Origin of the sequence: Flavihumibacter stibioxidans (genome assembly GCF_014332695.1) — a bacterium.
Classification (GTDB): Bacteria; Bacteroidota; Bacteroidia; order Chitinophagales; family Chitinophagaceae; genus Flavihumibacter; species Flavihumibacter stibioxidans.
Genome location: NZ_MBUA01000012.1, coordinates 287,142 through 303,854, shown reverse-complemented (window position 1 = coordinate 303,854; position 16,713 = coordinate 287,142). Strand labels below are relative to the sequence as shown.

Below are 16,713 nucleotides of genomic sequence, written 5' to 3'. Positions count from 1 at the left end.
ATGCGTGTCGGAATCATCGGCAGTGGAAGCTGGGCGACAGCATTGGCGAAGATCGTTACGGATAACCAGCAGCAGATCAGCTGGTGGGTGAGAAGTGAGTCAATCCTTGAACACCTGGTGCAGAGAAAGCATAACCCGCAATACCTATCTTCGGCAACCTTTGATACTTCCCGGATTCGGTTAAGCATAAATGTGAGTGATGTGGTCCGTGACAGTGATTGTGTGGTGATCGCCGTTCCATCGGCTTATGTGGAGGAAACCCTGGGCTCGCTGGCTCGGGATGCTTTCGCCGGCAAGTGGGTGGTGTCGGCCATCAAGGGCATGCTTCCGGAAGAAAATATTCTCCTTAACGAGTGGATGGCCAACAGGTTCGGACTGCCATTATCGGATTATTACACCCTGATGGGGCCCTGTCATGCGGAGGAAGTGGCGAGGGAGCGGTTGAGTTACCTGACCTTTAGCGGGTTGGACGAATCAAGGGCTTCGCAGATCGCTGAGAAATTCAACAACTATTATATCAATACAGTGGTGAATACTGATGTGATCGGTGTTCAGTATGCTGCTGTGCTGAAAAATATTTATGCGCTTGGTGCCGGTATTGCCCATGGATTGGAGTACGGAGACAATTTCCAGAGTGTATTGATTGCCAACTGTGCGGATGAGATGGCCTGTTTCCTGAGAAAAATGGGCGTGGGCAGGGTTGAAGTGGGTGTGCATACAGGTGAGAACCCGGTGACGCACCAGAAGGACGCGAACTATGCGGCTTCTGTTTACCTGGGTGACCTACTGGTGACCTGTTATTCGCTGCACAGCCGCAACCGGACTTTCGGTAATATGATCGGCAAGGGCTATTCTGTAAAAAGTGCACAGCTGGAGATGAACATGGTGGCGGAAGGTTATAATGCTGCAAAATGTATCCATGTGGTGAACCGGATGGTTGGCGCTGAAATGCCCATTGCAGAAACTGTTTACCGGATACTCTGGGAAGGACTGCATCCTGCAGCCGGATTAAAGCTGATCGAGAAGGGCCTGATTTAAGGGGGGGGGAGAACAGAAATCTTTAACGCTTTATTGTGCACCCTGCCGGGAGGATTTGCTATCTTATACCCGAATATGCCTCTTAGTTACACCATATACGGATCGGTTGGACTTGTGTTCCTGGCACTGGTAATTTTCGTGGACTGGCTGAAGTCGCGGAAGGCAGGGCGTTCAGGCGGGGTCGGGCGTTCTGACGGGGCCGCTAGCCGAGTTTGATGATGCGGGCCGGACAGGCTTTTATTACTTCTTCGGTAGTGCGAATATCTGATTCTGTTATCACCAGTTGGTGGATTCCTTTTTTTATTACTGCCTGCAGCAGGCTGGCCTTGCCATCTTTTTTTGACATTCGCCAGCAGGAAGGCTGCATTTCCTGGCAGATGCCGCAACCAATGCATTTATCACGGTAATGAATGATCCTTGCCATATTAAGCCTGCTTCGTTTTATGGTCTACGATCTTGTACAGTTTATCGCCATTGCAGGCCTTCTCCGCCAGCGGGAAAGTGATTTTGTCGCAGGGTACCGCGATATCAGAGGGTGATCCCTCCACAAAAAAATCTTCCAGTTCCATTTTAGCGGCACCGATTTTTTTGCCGGTGATGAGGATGGTGTCGCCGCTTTTCAGGGTGCCGGATTCCATCTGGAATTCAGCCACGCCAATCTTCGGATAATACCCGGTGCATTTGCCGAGATAAATTTTTTTCTCAGTGGCTGCTGAGCCGGGCTGCGGGGTCCATTCGCCCAGTTTCCGTCCCAGGTAGTACCCTTCCCAGAAGCCGCGGTTGTAAACGCCGGCCAGATCTGTTTTCCAGGCTGCCGCTTTTTCGGGGGTATACGTGCCGGCAGCGATGGCGTTCATGGCTTCGCGGTAACAGCGGGTAGTGGTCAGCGTGTATTCCGGTCCCTTGCCACGTCCTTCTATTTTCAGGATGTCCACTCCGGTTGCCAGCACCTGGTCGAGCACATCAATGGTACAGAGGTCCTTGGGTGACATGATATATTCGTGATCAAGCTCCAGTTGGTGGCCGGATTCCTGGTCGGTAACCGTATAGGGGCGACGGCAGTTCTGGGTGCAGGCGCCGCGGTTGGCAGAGGCATTATGGGTGTGGAGGCTCAGGTAACATTTTCCGGAAATGGCCATGCACAGTGCCCCATGCACAAATACCTCGATCCGCATGCGTTTACCGGAAACCCCGCGGATATCCTTTCTATTAATTTCGCGTTTGATGGCGGCGATTTGTCCCAGTGTAAGTTCGCGTGCGAGCACCACCACATCGGCGAAAGAGCTGAAGAACCTTACCGATTCGATATTGCTGACATTGGCCTGGGTGGAAATATGTACGGGTATTTTCATCTGCCGGCAGAGTTCCAGCACGGCGAAGTCGGCGGCGATGACGGCGTCGATTCCGGCTGCTTTGGCTTTTTTCAGGATCTGTTTAACCAGTTGCAGGTCATGGTCATACATGACCGTATTGAGGGTGATATTGGTGCGGATACCGTTTTCGCGGCAGGTGGCGGCGATCTGGTCCAAGTCATCTGCCGAAAAGCTGTGGATGGATTTGGCGCGCATGTTCAGTTGTTCCACGCCGAAATAGATGGCGTTTGCCCCGCCCCTGATGGCGGCCTGCAGGCTTTCCCATGAACCGGCTGGTGCCAGCAGTTCGGGTTCTGTCTTTTTCGTTGTGGGTGCGGGTTGGCTGTCTGCGGATGCGGCGGTAAGTGTTTCCATATGGGGCGCAAAGGACGTGCCTCTGCGCCGGCTGGCCTATGATTTTCGTCATTCAGGTGTCTGACATGTGGTGTCTGACATCACATGTCAGACACCTGAAATCACCCTTAAAATTTCAGGTGATTAGACCCTGGCCAGGGTAAATGCCAGGTATTAATTTGGATGCATGGTAGCAAATAATGGGGAGTTGTACCACATTTACAACAGGGGGAACCAGAAGCAAAAGATATTTTTTGAGGAAGCTAATTACGACTACTTCCTGGAGAAGGTTGAAAAATTCCTGATGCCGGTGGCGGATATTCTGGCCTGGTGCCTGATGCCCAATCATTACCATTTTATGATCCATGCCAATAATATCAGTGCAGAGATAATAAGGAACCGCAGTCTGCCCATATGCAGGTTGGCGGATAGCATGAAAATCATTCAAAGCGGGTATGCCAAGGGTTTTAATGCCAGGTATGACAGAACTGGAAACCTGTTTCAACAAAAGTTTAAATCAAAATTGTTGGATACCTGGGAAGGGGATTATGATATCAACCTGTTTCATTATTTACATTGGAATCCAGTTGAAGCCGGGATGGTTAGCAATCCCGCTTTATGGCCATATTCTTCTTACAATCAATACCTGATACCCGGTTCTGCGGGTCTTTGCAACAAGCAGTTGTGCTTTGATCTCCTTGATTTAAATCCACATAGCGTTCTGTTCAATCAAAGACTGGCGGAACTGGGTAGCAAGGATTTTAGAATCTGAGGTGTCTGACATGTGGTGTCTGACATGTGGTGTCTGACATGTGCGCGGGAATGTGCTTAAATTACGGGTGTCTGACATGTGGTGTCTGACATCTATGATTTGTAAACCCGGTAATCCAAGATGTCAGACACCACATGTCAGACACCTATAAACAAATCGGCGGCGATTCCGTCCGCGAACAGTTTTCCGGTATTGGTGAGGCGGATGAAAGCGTCGGTTATGTGTAACCGCTGTTCAATGGAATTGTGGCCGGAAGCAATGGTCAGTAATTGTTTCGTTTGTTCCTCGCCGATAGTACGCCGGACCCGGTTCAGGTCAATGCCTTCCAGGGTCCTGAGCGCAGTCATTATATATTCATTGAATCGGTTTTCAGGCGTCAGTATCTCCTCTTCGTAAATGGGGGTGGAGGTGGATTCCAGCAAGCCTTTTGTGTACAACGCATTGTTGGCAATATTCCACCGGCGACGATTGCCGTCAAAGGAATGCGCACCCGGACCGAGTCCCAGGTAGTGCACCCCCTGCCAGTACGCACTGTTGTGCCGGCTGCGTTTGCCGGGCAATGCGAAATTGGAGATCTCATAATGTTCATATCCTGCCGCTGCCATCCAGTCCATCAGCAGCAGGAACTGCCGACCCTGCTGTTCCGGATCGGTGTCCGGCATTTTGGCCGTTCGGACCATATGGTCCAAGGCCGTTTTTGGTTCAACCGTCAATGCATAGCAGGAGAGGTGTGCTACGCCCAGTCCAAGGGCTTTCTGTACATTGGCTTCCCAGGCATCGTCGCTGAGTCCGGGTGTGCCATAAATCAGGTCAATGGTCAGGTTTTCAAACCCAGCCTCAAGAGCCAGGAGAATACATCGTTCCGCTTCCACCGCCGTGTGAGCGCGGTTCATCCATTGAAGATCCTGCTCCCGAAAAGATTGTACCCCGATGCTGAGCCGGTTGATGCCCGCAGAACGCCATCCCGCCAGTATGGTTTCGTTGATATCATCCGGATTGGCTTCCAGTGTAATTTCTGCATCCGGTGAGATATCAAAATGCCGGTGCAGCGCCTCTAAAAGTTGATTCAATTCACCCGTCGGGTGCCACCCGTCGGGTACCACCCGTCGGGTGCCACCCGTCGGGTGCCACCCGTCGGGTACCACCCGTCGGGTGCCACCCGACGGGTGGGGGTGAGGGGCGGCATCCACGGTGAGCAGGGAAGGCGTACCGCCACCAAAATAAATCGTGTGGACCTTTTCCTTGCCCAGTCGCCCTGCCTCCTTTTCGATTTCCTTCAATAAAGCCCGCACCAGTTCGTTCTTGTTTTGCAATAGCGTAGAAAAATGGAAATTGCAGTAATGACATGCTTTTCTGCAGAAAGGGATATGAAGGTAAATGCCGGCCAAGGGGTGCGTATTGGTGATGCCGCAAAATTAAGGTGCCGGCACCATAAGGGGGGATTTCACTCTGCAGCACTGTTGCTGCTTTGGCTAAACTTTGTGATGTTTTTCCTGCCGGGCAGCCTGTACGCACAACATATCCTGCAGATCAGGCAGGCAGTTTCCGATACCGCTGATATCAGGCAACTTGGCCTGACCACCCGGTTCCCGGGAAGGCAGGACTGCCTGACCTATGTAGACCAGATCCCGCAAATGCTGGCCAAAAAAGGATATATCACGGCTTCAGTTGACAGCGTGCTCACCGATTCTGCTTCCACCAGGATCATCCTGTATGCAGGCGAACGTTTTGGCTGGGGAAAACTGACCGTGAATGGCATTTCTGAAAAGGAACTCGAGAATGCCGGTGTTGTGCTCAACAGGGAAGCCAGCCGTCCCTTTTCTGCCTCGGCAATGGAGAAATGGCAGCAATCCATCCTCCGTTGGATGGCCAATAATGGGTATCCCTTCGTGTCCGTAAAGCTGGACAGTCTGGTACTGGAACCGCAGGCGGCCGGAGGACAACTGATCAGCGGGGTATTGCAGGTGAACAAAGGGCTGGCCTATACGCTCGACAGTTTCAGGGTGGTGGGTGCCGCCCGGATCTCGGACAGGTTCCTGCACCGCTATCTCGATATGCCCAGACAGAGTATTTACCGGCTTGATGGTTTCAATGATATCAGTCCCCGCCTGCGGGAGCTTCCCTTTCTTACCGAATCCAAACCCTGGGAATTGCGTTTTGGCGGAAATGGCGCCATTTTGGACCTCTACCTCGAACCCAAAAAAAGCAGCCAGATCAATGTATTGCTGGGACTCTTACCCGGTACCAACGCGGCCGGCGCAAATAAGCTCCAGCTTACGGGAGAAGCGAACCTGAACCTTAAAAATTCACTTGGAAACGGTGAAACGATCGGGTTGAACTGGCAGCAGTTACAGGTTCGGTCACCCCGGCTCAACCTGTTATACCAGCAACCCTACCTGTTCGGGAGTGCATTCGGGATCAGCACCCAGTTTGACCTCTTCAAGAAAGACAGTTCCTTCCTGAACCTGAATGGCCAGTTTGGATTGCAGTACGCAGTTTCAGCCCGGCAAACAGGAAAGGTTTTCCTCCAGTTACTCCGCACCAATTTGCTGGACGTGGATACGAACCTGATCCGGCAGAATCTTCGTTTGCCATCGGATATGGACCTGGGACTGGTGAACCTTGGGGTGGATTACGAATTATTTACCACCAATTACCGCCGGAACCCCCGTCGTGGCTGGGAATTATTCAGCAGTATTGCGGCCGGAACCCGGACGATCCGCCGGAATCCTGCCATCCTTGATATGAAGGATCCGGCTTTTGATTTTGCCTCCCTCTATGACACGGTGGACCTGAAATCTTACCAGTTCCGGTTAAGAGCAAGGGTTGCAAAATTTGTGCCCATCGGCCGCCAATCGGCCCTCCAGGTGCTGGCATCGGGTGGCTGGGTGGAAAGCCCATCGCTTTACCGGAATGAATTGTTCCAGCTCGGAGGATATAAGCTGATGCGGGGTTTTGATGAGGAAAGTATTTTCGCATCCAGGTACCTTGTCAACACATTGGAATACCGCTACCTGGTAGGAATGAATTCTTATTTTTTCGGGTTCGCAGACCTTGGATTTACCGGAAATAAAAGCAGTATGGGCAGCAGCAGGAATGGTTTTTTTGGGGTGGGACTTGGATTGGCATTTGAAACCACCGCAGGTTTTTTCAACCTTTCGCTGGCAGCAGGAAAACGGGATGATACTTCCTTCAACCTCAGGCAAACCAAGATTCACTTAGGCTATGTGAATTATTTCTAAATTGCAGCCACTTCATGAAAAAAATCGTTTTCCTGATCCTGATACATTGCGGACTGTTGCAGGGGGCTGGCGCCCAAGCACCGGATTTACCGCGACCTGCGGCTGGTGATACCTCTGCACCCGAAAAGCCGGTTATTCAGCAGGTTGTCATTCCGGACAGCGCCAAAGCAGGAACGGTGATAACACGAATTGATTCAGGAGCAGTTCAGCCATCCCGGGATACGATTGCGGCCAAACCATCTCCCCCGGTAGATTTTTCCACCACAGGATATGCGAAGGTGCTAAAGTCGCATCCCAACTTTAATTTTTTCGGCAAGGGGGTTTTCAGGACAATCAGTCCGCGGTTGGTGGTAAGAAAGGAGGGACTGTTTTATTTGCTGGGAGGATTGTTCCTGTTGCTGGGGGTAGTAAAAGCCTCTTTCGGCCGGTATTTCAGTAATCTTTTTACGGTTTTTTTCAGGGCATCCCTGAAGCAGAAGCAGATGCGGGAACAGTTGCTTCAGACGCCGCTAGCCTCGCTGCTGCTAAACCTCCTCTTCGTCGGGGTCGGAGGGCTGTATGCAGCTTTTGTCATTCATGACCGGGCAGCAGGCGGACAATACAATTTCTGGTTGCTGTACGGGTACAGTGTGGCCGGATTGTCCGCATTATACCTGGGTAAATTTTTTATTCTGAAACTGCTGGGCTGGACCCTGCGGATGGAAAATACAACCGACACCTACATTTTTATCGTTTTTCTCTGCAATAAAGTATTGGCGATTTTTCTGCTGCCGCTCTTGCTGGTAGCGGCTTTTGCCAGACCGGAAGGGGTGACGGTGGCGATGACGGTATCCCTTGTTCTGGTGGTCGGAATATTCATATACCGATACATCAGTTCTTACGGATATATAACCCGGGAAGTGAAAGCAAGTCGTTTCCACTTTTTTCTATACCTTTGTGCCTTCGAAGTAGCACCCTTACTGTTGATTTATAAGGTGTTATTGAAATTTGTGTAGAAGTTAATTAACTTTAAGAAAATTTAGCTCAAATAAAAATGCTAAAGAACGAGGCTAAGAAGGGAGCAACTGCTCCTGCGATCAAGAAAATCCTGATTACCCAGCCGAGGCCTGAAAGCGACAAGTCGCCTTACTTTGAACTGGGGAAAAAGTACGGCGTTACGCTCGACTTTCACCCTTTCATCAGCCTCGAGGGCATTCCAGCCAAAGACTTCCGCAAACAAAAGATTGATATTTCACAGTTTACAGCTGTGATTTTTACCAGTCGGAATGCCATTGACCACTTTTTCCGGATTTGTGAGGAGATGAAAGTGAATGTTTCGCAGGATACCAAGTATTTCTGTATTACGGAACAGATTGCACTTTATCTGCAAAAATTCATTCTCTACCGGAAGCGCAAAGTTTTTTATGGGGCCGACGGTACGAATAAAAGTATGTTCGATGTGGTGAACAAGCACAAGGAAAATGAAAAGTTCCTTTATCCCTGTTCTGAGAACCAGCAGGACAATGATATTGTGAGCTGGATGAAGTCGCACAAATGTGAGTTTGCCACCCCCTTCATGTACCGCACCATTTCCAATGACCTGAAACCTGTGCTGGGTGTGGATTCTCACAATTATGACATCATCTGCTTTTTCACTCCCAGCGGGGTGAAAAGCCTGTTTGATAATTTTCCCGGTTACCAGCAGAACGGAACCAGGATAGGTGCATTTGGCAGCAATACTTCCAGGGCGGTTGAAGAGGCCGGACTGGTGCTGGATATCAAGGCCCCACAGCCGCAGACCCCTTCAATGGTGGCGGCACTGGAGCAGTACCTGAGCGCTACGATAAAGAAAAAGTGAGTTGGTAAATATTGACCAGGATGGGCGTCAAACGTGGAAGGGCCGGAAGGGCTTTTACGTTTGGCGCTTTGTCATTTCCGGGAGGGTATCTGTTGCCCCCTGAACGTTTGCCCCTCAATTTTGTTATGTTCATTGGGTTGCCGGTGCTGAACGTCGGGTTCTGCCGACCTTCTAAATGGCCCGCAACCCGCAAACTTTAAACTTAATTTATATGGCCAATCGCCTGGCTTCCGAAACAAGTCCTTATTTGTTACAGCATGCCCATAATCCGGTGGACTGGTTTCCCTGGGGAGATGAGGCATTGTCCATGGCCCGCGAACAGCAGAAACCCATTTTGGTCAGCATTGGTTATGCGGCCTGCCATTGGTGCCATGTCATGGAGCGGGAGAGCTTCGAAGATGCCAGGGTGGCTGCTTTCATGAATGAGTTGTTTATCAATATCAAGATCGACCGGGAGGAGCGGCCTGACCTTGACCATATATATATGGACGCGGTGCAGAGCATGACCGGCAGCGGGGGCTGGCCCCTGAATGTATTTCTGACACCGGAAGGCAAGCCTTTTTACGGAGGCACTTATTTTCCGCCTCAGGCGGCGTTTAACCGACCCAGTTGGAGTGATGTTTTACACGGCATCGCGGGTTCCTGGCGCGATCGCAGGGATGAGGTCTACAGCCAGGCAGAGCGGTTAACCGGACACCTGGTGCAGGCTAATGCGATCGGGAAGATAAAAGAACCTTCCGCTGCGGGGATGTCTGACGCGATACGGGATGGAGGCGAGGCTGGTGCCGGGATGTCGGAAACGGGTGGGGGCGCAGCAAGCGGGGCGGCAATTGGTCGGCCTGCAGCCAGTGATGCGGCAGCTAGTGATGCGGCAGCAAGCAATGCGGCAGCAAGCAATGCGGCTGCAAGCAATGCGGCTGCAAGCAATGCGGCTGCAAGCGGAGAGGGTGTCAGTAAAGATGCAGTTAGCGGGAAGGAAGTTGACGGGGATAGCGCTAATAGAGAGGCAGTTACTGATCAGCCCGTTAATGAGGCGACTTCAGTTGGAAAAACAGGTGCCGGGGCTGATTTCCTGCAAAACATGTCAGACACCTTATACAAAGACCAGCTTCATGCGATGGCAACGGCCCTGCTGAAGACGGCCGATAAGCAGGAGGGCGGATTCGGTCAGGCACCTAAGTTTCCCCAGACCATGTCCATTGCCTACCTGTTTCGGTATGCCTGGTTGTTTTCCGACCGCCACCCCCGGCCGGGTGCTGTTCACCCGTCGGGTGGCACCCGACGGGTGAACAGTTCCCGGCCGGGCGGGGAAGCAGAATTTCCGCAGGCCGGGGAAGCCATGCAGCATGCGTTGCTGAGTGTGGAGAAGATGATGCGCGGTGGCATTTATGACCAGCTGGGGGGCGGTCTGGCAAGGTATTCCACCGATAACGACTGGCTGGTACCGCATTTTGAAAAGATGCTCTATGACCAGGCTTTATTCATTGGGGTGTTATGTGATGCGTACCAGCTGACCGGGGATTCTGACTATGCCCGGGTGATCCACCAGACCATGGATTTTATCCAGCGGGAGATGTTATCCCCCGAAGGCGGATTCTATTCTGCTCTTGATGCTGATTCGGAAGGCGAGGAAGGGAAATATTATGTCTGGAGGAAAAAGGAGCTGGAGGAATTGCTGGGACCGGATGCGGCGCTGGCCTGCGCCTGGTACGGGGTTACGGAAAAAGGGAATTGGGAAGGAATTAACATATTAACAAAACCGATCAAACGGGGACAGCTTTTAAATTTGATCCCGGAAATTACGGATGAAAAATGGCTGGATGACAGGCTTGCTGAAATAGAGGAAAAGCTGCTGGCCAGACGGTCGCAGCGCATACCTCCGGGTCTGGATGACAAGCAGTTATTAGCCTGGAATGCCCTGATGAACATGGCTTGTTCGCAGGCATTTGCGGCCACGGGCAGGGAATCCTACAGGCAACTCGCGATCCGGAACATGGATTTTATGAAAAGGGTTTTCATGCACCCGGAAAAGGGATTAATGCATACCTATAAGTCTGGTATCGCCAAATTCCCGGCTTTCCTGGATGATTACGCATATCTGGTACAAGCTTTGATTTATTTGCAGGAGTTGACAGGGAATACGGATTACCTCGACCTGGCGGGTAGCCTGGTCGGGCAGGTTTTAACTGATTTTGGGGAAGAAGGGAACCATCTTTTCTATTATACCGGACAGCGGCAAACCGATGTAATAGTCAGGAAAAGGGAAGTGTATGACGGGGCGCAGCCCTCAGGGAATGCTGTAATGGCGTTTAACCTGCAGTATCTCGGACTGGTACTGGATCGCCCAGATTGGCGGCTGAGGGCGGCAGGCATGCTGGAATCGTTGTCGGACGTGGTGACCCGTTACCCGGGCTCATTTGGTTTCTGGGCCACAGAGTGCATGCGGGCGGCTGAAGGATGTGCAGAAATAGTTGTTGTAGGGCAGGATGCTGATGCGCTGCGTACGGAAATATTAGCTAATTTTATCCCGTTCAAAGTACTCCAGTCCGCTACCTCCGAAAACAATGCTTACCCGCTGTTGCGAAACAAGCCCTCCGCCCCTGAATCGTTGATTTATGTTTGCCAGAACTATAGCTGTCGCCAGCCTGTAGCCTCTGTAGAGGCTCTATTGCGGCAGATTTAGGGTAAACCACAAGATTTAATTAAGGGGCAATACAATAATCCCTCATTAAGTCCCGTTATTTCTGTCACGGACATAAGTGATTAATTGGAACCGTAACAAAATTATAAACTTAGAAAGCTGATGTTGACAAAAGATTATATTTGCCCACTACCCTTTAATATTATGAAAATGAAAAACCTGTCCACGCTATTCACGCTTGCGGCCCTGTCCATGCTGGCAAGTTGCGGAATGTTCGGAAAGAATTCCAAGAAAGGAAGCGGAATTCCAAACGATGGTCAGTTGCACGGTGTTGCACCGGGCAACAAGTATTCAATGCCCAAGCCTCCGGGAATGGTATATGTACCACCTGGAACATTCCACATGGGTCCAAGTGATGAGGACGTGAATTTTGCTTACACCGCAAGGAACAAGCAGGTGTCCATCAATGGTTTCTGGATGGATGCCACTGAGATCACCAACAATGAATATCGCCAGTTCGTAAACTGGGTGCGTGATTCAACCGCAGCCAAACTGATGGGTTATGTTAAAAATGCCGACGGGGTAGATTATGTTGACTGGGCAAAGGCAAAAACCATCAAGTGGGGTGATAAGGCCACTATTGAGAAGATCGATCAGCTGATCCTTTCTCCTGAGAACAGGATCTTTGGTAAAAAAGAGCTGGACGCTTCCAAACTGGTGTATCATTCTGAGACTTTTGACAACAAAGAAGCTTCCAAGAGGGAAAACCAGGGTAAAGCCCGTTCCCAGTTCATTGTAAAGAAAGATGTTCGCATCTATCCTGACACACTGGTGTGGATCCGTGATTTCTCCTACTCTTATAATGAGCCGATGACCAAGCGTTATTTTTCACACCCTGCTTTTGGCAACTACCCTGTAGTAGGTGTGAACTGGAACCAGGCCCAGGCTTTCTGTGAGTGGAGGACCCATTACCTTAATTCTTTCCTCGAAAGCAAGAAGCGCGCACAGGAGTCAGATTTCCGTCTGCCTACAGAAGCAGAGTGGGAATATGCAGCCCGCGGCGGTCGCTCTCAATCTATGTTCCCCTGGGGTAATTATTACCTGAGAAATAAGAAAGGATGTCTGCTGGCCAACTTCAAGCCTGGTCGCGGTAATTATCCTGAAGATGGCGGATTCTACACAGTACGTGCCGATGCATACTGGCCCAACGATTTCGGTCTGTATAATATGGCAGGTAACGTAGCAGAATGGACTTCTTCCCTCTATTATGAAGGTGGTTACAATTTCCAGCACGACATGAACCCCGATATCCGCTACAATGCAAAGGATTCAGATCCTCCCCGTATGAAGCGTAAGGTATTGCGCGGCGGTAGCTGGAAAGATGTAGGTTACTTCCTCCAGACCGGTACCCGTTCTTACGAATACCAGGATACTGCGAAATCCTATATCGGTTTCCGTACAGCTATCGATCTTCCTCCAACTCAGGGAAAAGGTAAAAAATAAGCGTATAGCAAATTTCTAAAGACAACATCTTACTATTAAATAATTGATTGAAACAATCAAACTGGAATCCTTTTATCTAAACTAAACCCGTATTCAAACCTTCTTAAACTTTTAAACTATGGCTGGTACATCTAAATCTACTGAAAAACTGGTAAACGTTATCGTCTGCGTGGGCGCAGCTGTTGTAATCTTCGGTGCCTGGGCTAAGATCCTGCATAAACCTTTTGCTGACTGGATGCTGACCATTGGTCTGCTGACAGAAGCCGCCATCTTCCTGGTATATGCATTTTTACCGCCTCCCGGTCAGGAAATGGCAGCTTTGGCTGAAGCACTTCCGAAAATGGCTGGTGGCTCCGCCGGCAACCCTGCTCTGAACAATCTTGACAAAATGATGCAGGAAGCCGACATCACTCCAACCAATCTGAAAAAACTGAGCGAAGGTTTCAACAAACTGGGCACTACAGTTAACCAGATGAAAGATGTTTCTGATGTGGTTGCAGCTACCAATGATTATGCAGCTAAAACCAAGGAAGCTGCCGGAGCACTGGGACAAATGAAAGAGGCATACACCAAGAGTGCTGCTACCATGCAGAGCTTCAACGATGCTTCTGAAAGCACCAAGCTTTTCCATACGCAGGTACAGACCCTGACCAAGAACCTGGGATCCCTGAATACCATTTACGAACTGGAACTGCAGGATACCAACAATCACCTGAAGGCAATGAACAAGTTCTACGGAAACCTGGCTTCTGCTTCTGAAGCAATGCAGGGCAGCGTGGAAGATGCCAAGAAAACACAGAATCAGATTTCTCTGCTGGCCAAGAACCTGGGTAACCTTAACCAGATCTATGGCAACATGCTGAACGCAATGCAGGGCAGGGCTTAATCCAGCCGCTGTACCCTATTTGAAACTGTGAAAAACTGATTGACAACATTTAAATCCCAGATCCATGGCCTTACCTAAAGAGCCCAGGCAGAAGATGATCAACATGATGTATTTGGTGCTTACCGCACTGCTTGCATTGAACGTGTCATCTGAAATCCTGAACGCCTTCAAAACCGTTAACGCGAGCATCGCATCCGCCAACGCGGTTGTAGATGACAAGAATAAGACAACTTACGAATCATTCGAGCAAAAGCTGAAGAAGCCGGAGACCGCTGAAAAAGCAGGCATCTGGTATCCCAAGGCACAACAGGCACAGAAGCTTTCCGCTGAAATGTCAAAGTACCTCGATGATCTCAAGACAACCCTGAAAAAAGAGTCCAAAGGAGAAAACATCGGCACTGCTGAAGAAAAGTTCTCTGAAGACAACCTGGATGCTTCTACCCGTTTGCTGGTAGAAGGTAAAGATGGTGATGAACTCCTGAAAAGGCTTACCGACTACAAGAACCAGATGCTGGCCATTGTGCCCGAGATGAAAGCTCAGTTCGAGAAGAGCCTTCCGCTGGATCTTACAGTACCCAAATCCCAGACAGGAACCATTGCAAGTAATGACTGGAAGTCTGCCTATTTCCGCATGACCCCCACCATCGCTGCACTGACCATCCTGAGTAAATTCCAGAATGATGTGAAGAATTCCGAAGCCCAGGTGGTTGATTACTGCCACAAGGAAATCGGTGAGGTAGAAGTGGTGTTTGATGAATTCCAGGCTTTTGCCGGAACCAACTCAACCTACCTGATGCCTGGCCAGGAGTTGGAAATCACAGCTGGTGTGGGAGCTTTCTCCAAGGCAGCCAAGCCTTCTGTAAGCATCAATGGTGCTCCTGTAGCCCTGGGTGCGGAAGGTACAGCAGTGTATAAGACTACTGTAAGCGGCGCTGGTGAAAGAAGTGTAAACGTGGAAGTGAAGTTCAAGAAGCCCGATGGTACTGATGCTGTGCTGAACAAGACCATCAAGTACACTGTGGGTGTTCCTTCCGGAGCTTCTGTATTCCTGGAGAAAATGAACGTACTGTATATTGGTGTAGATAACCCGATCATGGTATCAGCCGGTTCTGCCGGTAAGGAAAAAATGAATGTATCCTTTACAGGTGGTGCAATTTCCGGTGCAGGTGGCGACCGTTATATTGTTAAGCCAACCAAAGCCGGTCCCGCTGAAATCAAAGTAACCGTTAACGGAAAAACAAGTGCTTTCCCGATGCGTGTGAAAAACCTGCCTGATCCTACCGCCATGGTGGGCCAGTCAAGGGGTGGTTCTATTCCTGCTTCCACTTTCAAAGCAATGGGTGGTATGCTGGCAAAGCTGATGGATTCAGAATTTGACGCTCCTTTCCAGGTAGTAGGTTATACCCTGGGTGCTAACGGTGGTGCATTTGCTACTTACCAGCAGGCTGCCAATGACGGTCCGCGCTGGCAGGGTAACGCTGCCGGAATCGTAGGCCGCGCCACACCAGGAACAACTGTATACTTTGACCAGATCCGTGTAAAAGGTCCCGATGGACGTGTACGTGAATTACCCGGTATCTTTTTTAACTTGAAATAAGCTTAAGACTAAAACAGGCATATAATGAAAAACCGTATCATCCAACTTTGTCTACTGGTAGCCGCCATGGGACTGTTCGTTGAAACTGCCGATGCGCAGGCAAGGAACCGCTCTTCCCGCAAGCGTACAACTGCCAAGAAAACAAGTACCAATAAAAATAACACCGGTAATGCTGAGGCACTTACCCAGGCACCAGCCAAGGACACTGTTCCTGCTGCGCCTGTTGAAGCGACCCTCGATCTTGGTCCGGTTCGTAAATCTTTGCGCAACGACAATGCCATTGAAAGGAACCTGGTAAAAGAGCGTATCCCGCTTAACTATGAGCATATCCGTGAGGATGATGCGGTGTACCGTCAGCGCCTGTGGAGGGAGATTGACATCCATGAAAAGATGAACCTTCCCTTCATGTACAATGCAGACGACGACAACGGTAACCAGAAGTTCATCAATATCCTGCTGTCTTCCCTGAAGAGCGGTGAGATCACAGCTTTCAGCCCGATCGATGACCGTTTCACCACGCCGATCACCCTGAAGGAAATCACCGAGCAACTGGTGGGAAAACCCAAAGTGGAATCAATTCCAGACTGGGCAAATGACCCCGATGGTTCAAAAGGACTGATGAAGGATACTGTTACCATTAACATGTTCAACCCTTCAGAAATCGAAAAGTACTGGGTGAAGGAAGAAGTGGTATTTGACAAGGAGTCTTCCCGTCTGCACGTGCGCATCCTGGGTATTGCCCCGCTGAAGACCATCAAAAACGTGGATGGATCTTTCAGGGCTGTAACCCCGCTGTTCTGGGTATATTATCCTGATATGCGTCCCCTGCTGGCCCGTTATGAAGCCTATAACGGCAAAAACTTCGGTGCCCGCATGAGCTGGGAGGAACTGTTCGAAAGCCGCATGTTCGCCAGCCGGATCATCAAATCAACCCTTGATAACCCGGGCGACCAGTATATTGAGTCTTATATCAAGGATCCGATCCTGCGATTGCTGGAAGGAGAAAATGCCAAAGACAAGATCTTTAATTATGAGCAGGACCTCTGGTCATACTAAGAAAAAAAAGCCCCGCTGTCAGCGGGGCTTTTTTTTGGTGAATGGTGAATGGTGAATGGTTAAAGGCGTGTGAGGGTTCGGATCAACTGGTAGAGAATATTCAGGACATTGGCGAGATAGAATCCTGTTAGAATGGACCTGCCGGAGTTGGCGAGCCAGTCTGGCTGAAGGTGGTAGGATTTGGTGACGGTTAAAATACCCATGAACAGCAAGAGTCCCACCAGCCAGATTAATTGTAATCGCATGGTTTTCCTTCCTGCCTGGTCAATACCAGGAATCCTGTCGCGGTACATATACCAGATGATGGCAGGTGCCAGGCCTCCCATAAACGGCTTCCAAAGAAATAATAAAGGCGAAACATGCAGTGCAATTTTGATCAGGCGTTCTGCTCCTTTTCCACTTGTTACTTCATTTTTATTCATGTTCTTCCGGTAT

The 16,713-nt window shown here is 50.1% G+C and carries 14 protein-coding genes; 10 read left to right on the top strand and 4 right to left on the bottom strand.

Annotated elements, in window-relative coordinates; genetic code table 11:
- Positions 1–1,038: an NAD(P)H-dependent glycerol-3-phosphate dehydrogenase gene (locus BC349_RS08410; RefSeq protein ID WP_187256305.1), complete on the top strand. Its 1,038-nt coding sequence runs from the start codon at positions 1–3 to the stop codon at positions 1,036–1,038.
- Positions 1,039–1,240: 202 nt separating this feature from the next.
- On the opposite strand, the gene BC349_RS08405 is transcribed toward BC349_RS08410, so the two are convergent.
- Both BC349_RS08405 and BC349_RS08400 read right to left on the bottom strand, forming a co-directional pair.
- The gene (locus BC349_RS08405) at positions 1,241–1,462 is read right to left on the bottom strand and encodes a ferredoxin (protein WP_187256304.1); all 222 of its coding nucleotides are present in this window, start codon (positions 1,460–1,462) and stop codon (positions 1,241–1,243) included.
- A 1-nt stretch (position 1,463) separates the two neighbouring features.
- Positions 1,464–2,765, bottom strand: a complete 1,302-nt coding sequence (locus BC349_RS08400) for a peptidase U32 family protein (RefSeq protein WP_187256303.1) — start codon at positions 2,763–2,765, stop codon at positions 1,464–1,466.
- Between the two features lie 166 nt (positions 2,766–2,931).
- Here BC349_RS08400 and BC349_RS08395 point away from each other — a divergent pair, with 166 nt between their 5' ends.
- Positions 2,932–3,516: a transposase gene (locus BC349_RS08395; RefSeq protein WP_187256302.1), complete on the top strand. Its 585-nt coding sequence runs from the start codon at positions 2,932–2,934 to the stop codon at positions 3,514–3,516.
- A 137-nt stretch (positions 3,517–3,653) separates the two neighbouring features.
- Here the strand turns inward: BC349_RS08395 and hemW are convergent, their stop codons facing one another.
- The gene (gene hemW / locus BC349_RS08390; RefSeq protein ID WP_187256301.1) at positions 3,654–4,829 is read right to left on the bottom strand and encodes a radical SAM family heme chaperone HemW; all 1,176 of its coding nucleotides are present in this window, start codon (positions 4,827–4,829) and stop codon (positions 3,654–3,656) included.
- Between the two features lie 27 nt (positions 4,830–4,856).
- On the opposite strand from hemW, the gene BC349_RS08385 reads away from it, so the two are divergent.
- From BC349_RS08385 to porN, 8 genes are all read left to right on the top strand, one after another.
- Positions 4,857–6,758: a BamA/TamA family outer membrane protein gene (locus tag BC349_RS08385; protein ID WP_187256300.1), complete on the top strand. Its 1,902-nt coding sequence runs from the start codon at positions 4,857–4,859 to the stop codon at positions 6,756–6,758.
- A 14-nt stretch (positions 6,759–6,772) separates the two neighbouring features.
- On the top strand, positions 6,773–7,753 hold the full coding sequence (locus tag BC349_RS08380) for a DUF4271 domain-containing protein (protein WP_187256299.1): 981 nt from the start codon (positions 6,773–6,775) through the stop codon (positions 7,751–7,753).
- Between the two features lie 38 nt (positions 7,754–7,791).
- Positions 7,792–8,595 carry a uroporphyrinogen-III synthase gene (locus tag BC349_RS08375; protein WP_187256298.1) on the top strand — a complete coding sequence of 268 codons (804 nt, stop codon included), beginning with the start codon at positions 7,792–7,794 and terminating at the stop codon, positions 8,593–8,595.
- A gap of 211 nt (positions 8,596–8,806) precedes the next feature.
- Positions 8,807–11,278, top strand: coding sequence for a thioredoxin domain-containing protein (locus BC349_RS08370; protein WP_187256297.1), 2,472 nt, complete (start codon positions 8,807–8,809; stop codon positions 11,276–11,278).
- 168 nt (positions 11,279–11,446) lie between these two features.
- Positions 11,447–12,739: a T9SS ring complex lipoprotein PorK/GldK gene (porK, locus tag BC349_RS08365; RefSeq protein ID WP_187256296.1), complete on the top strand. Its 1,293-nt coding sequence runs from the start codon at positions 11,447–11,449 to the stop codon at positions 12,737–12,739.
- Between the two features lie 118 nt (positions 12,740–12,857).
- Complete coding sequence (porL, locus tag BC349_RS08360; protein WP_187256295.1) at positions 12,858–13,625, top strand: type IX secretion system motor protein PorL/GldL; 768 nt, start codon at positions 12,858–12,860, stop codon at positions 13,623–13,625.
- Between the two features lie 64 nt (positions 13,626–13,689).
- Positions 13,690–15,222 carry a type IX secretion system motor protein PorM/GldM gene (gene porM, locus BC349_RS08355; RefSeq protein WP_187256294.1) on the top strand — a complete coding sequence of 511 codons (1,533 nt, stop codon included), beginning with the start codon at positions 13,690–13,692 and terminating at the stop codon, positions 15,220–15,222.
- Between the two features lie 24 nt (positions 15,223–15,246).
- Complete coding sequence (gene porN / locus BC349_RS08350) at positions 15,247–16,278, top strand: type IX secretion system ring subunit PorN/GldN (protein ID WP_187256293.1); 1,032 nt, start codon at positions 15,247–15,249, stop codon at positions 16,276–16,278.
- Between the two features lie 59 nt (positions 16,279–16,337).
- Here porN and BC349_RS08345 read toward each other — a convergent pair whose 3' ends face one another.
- On the bottom strand, positions 16,338–16,700 hold the full coding sequence (locus BC349_RS08345) for a DUF4870 domain-containing protein (RefSeq protein WP_187256292.1): 363 nt from the start codon (positions 16,698–16,700) through the stop codon (positions 16,338–16,340).
- Between the last annotated feature and the right edge of the window lie 13 nt (positions 16,701–16,713).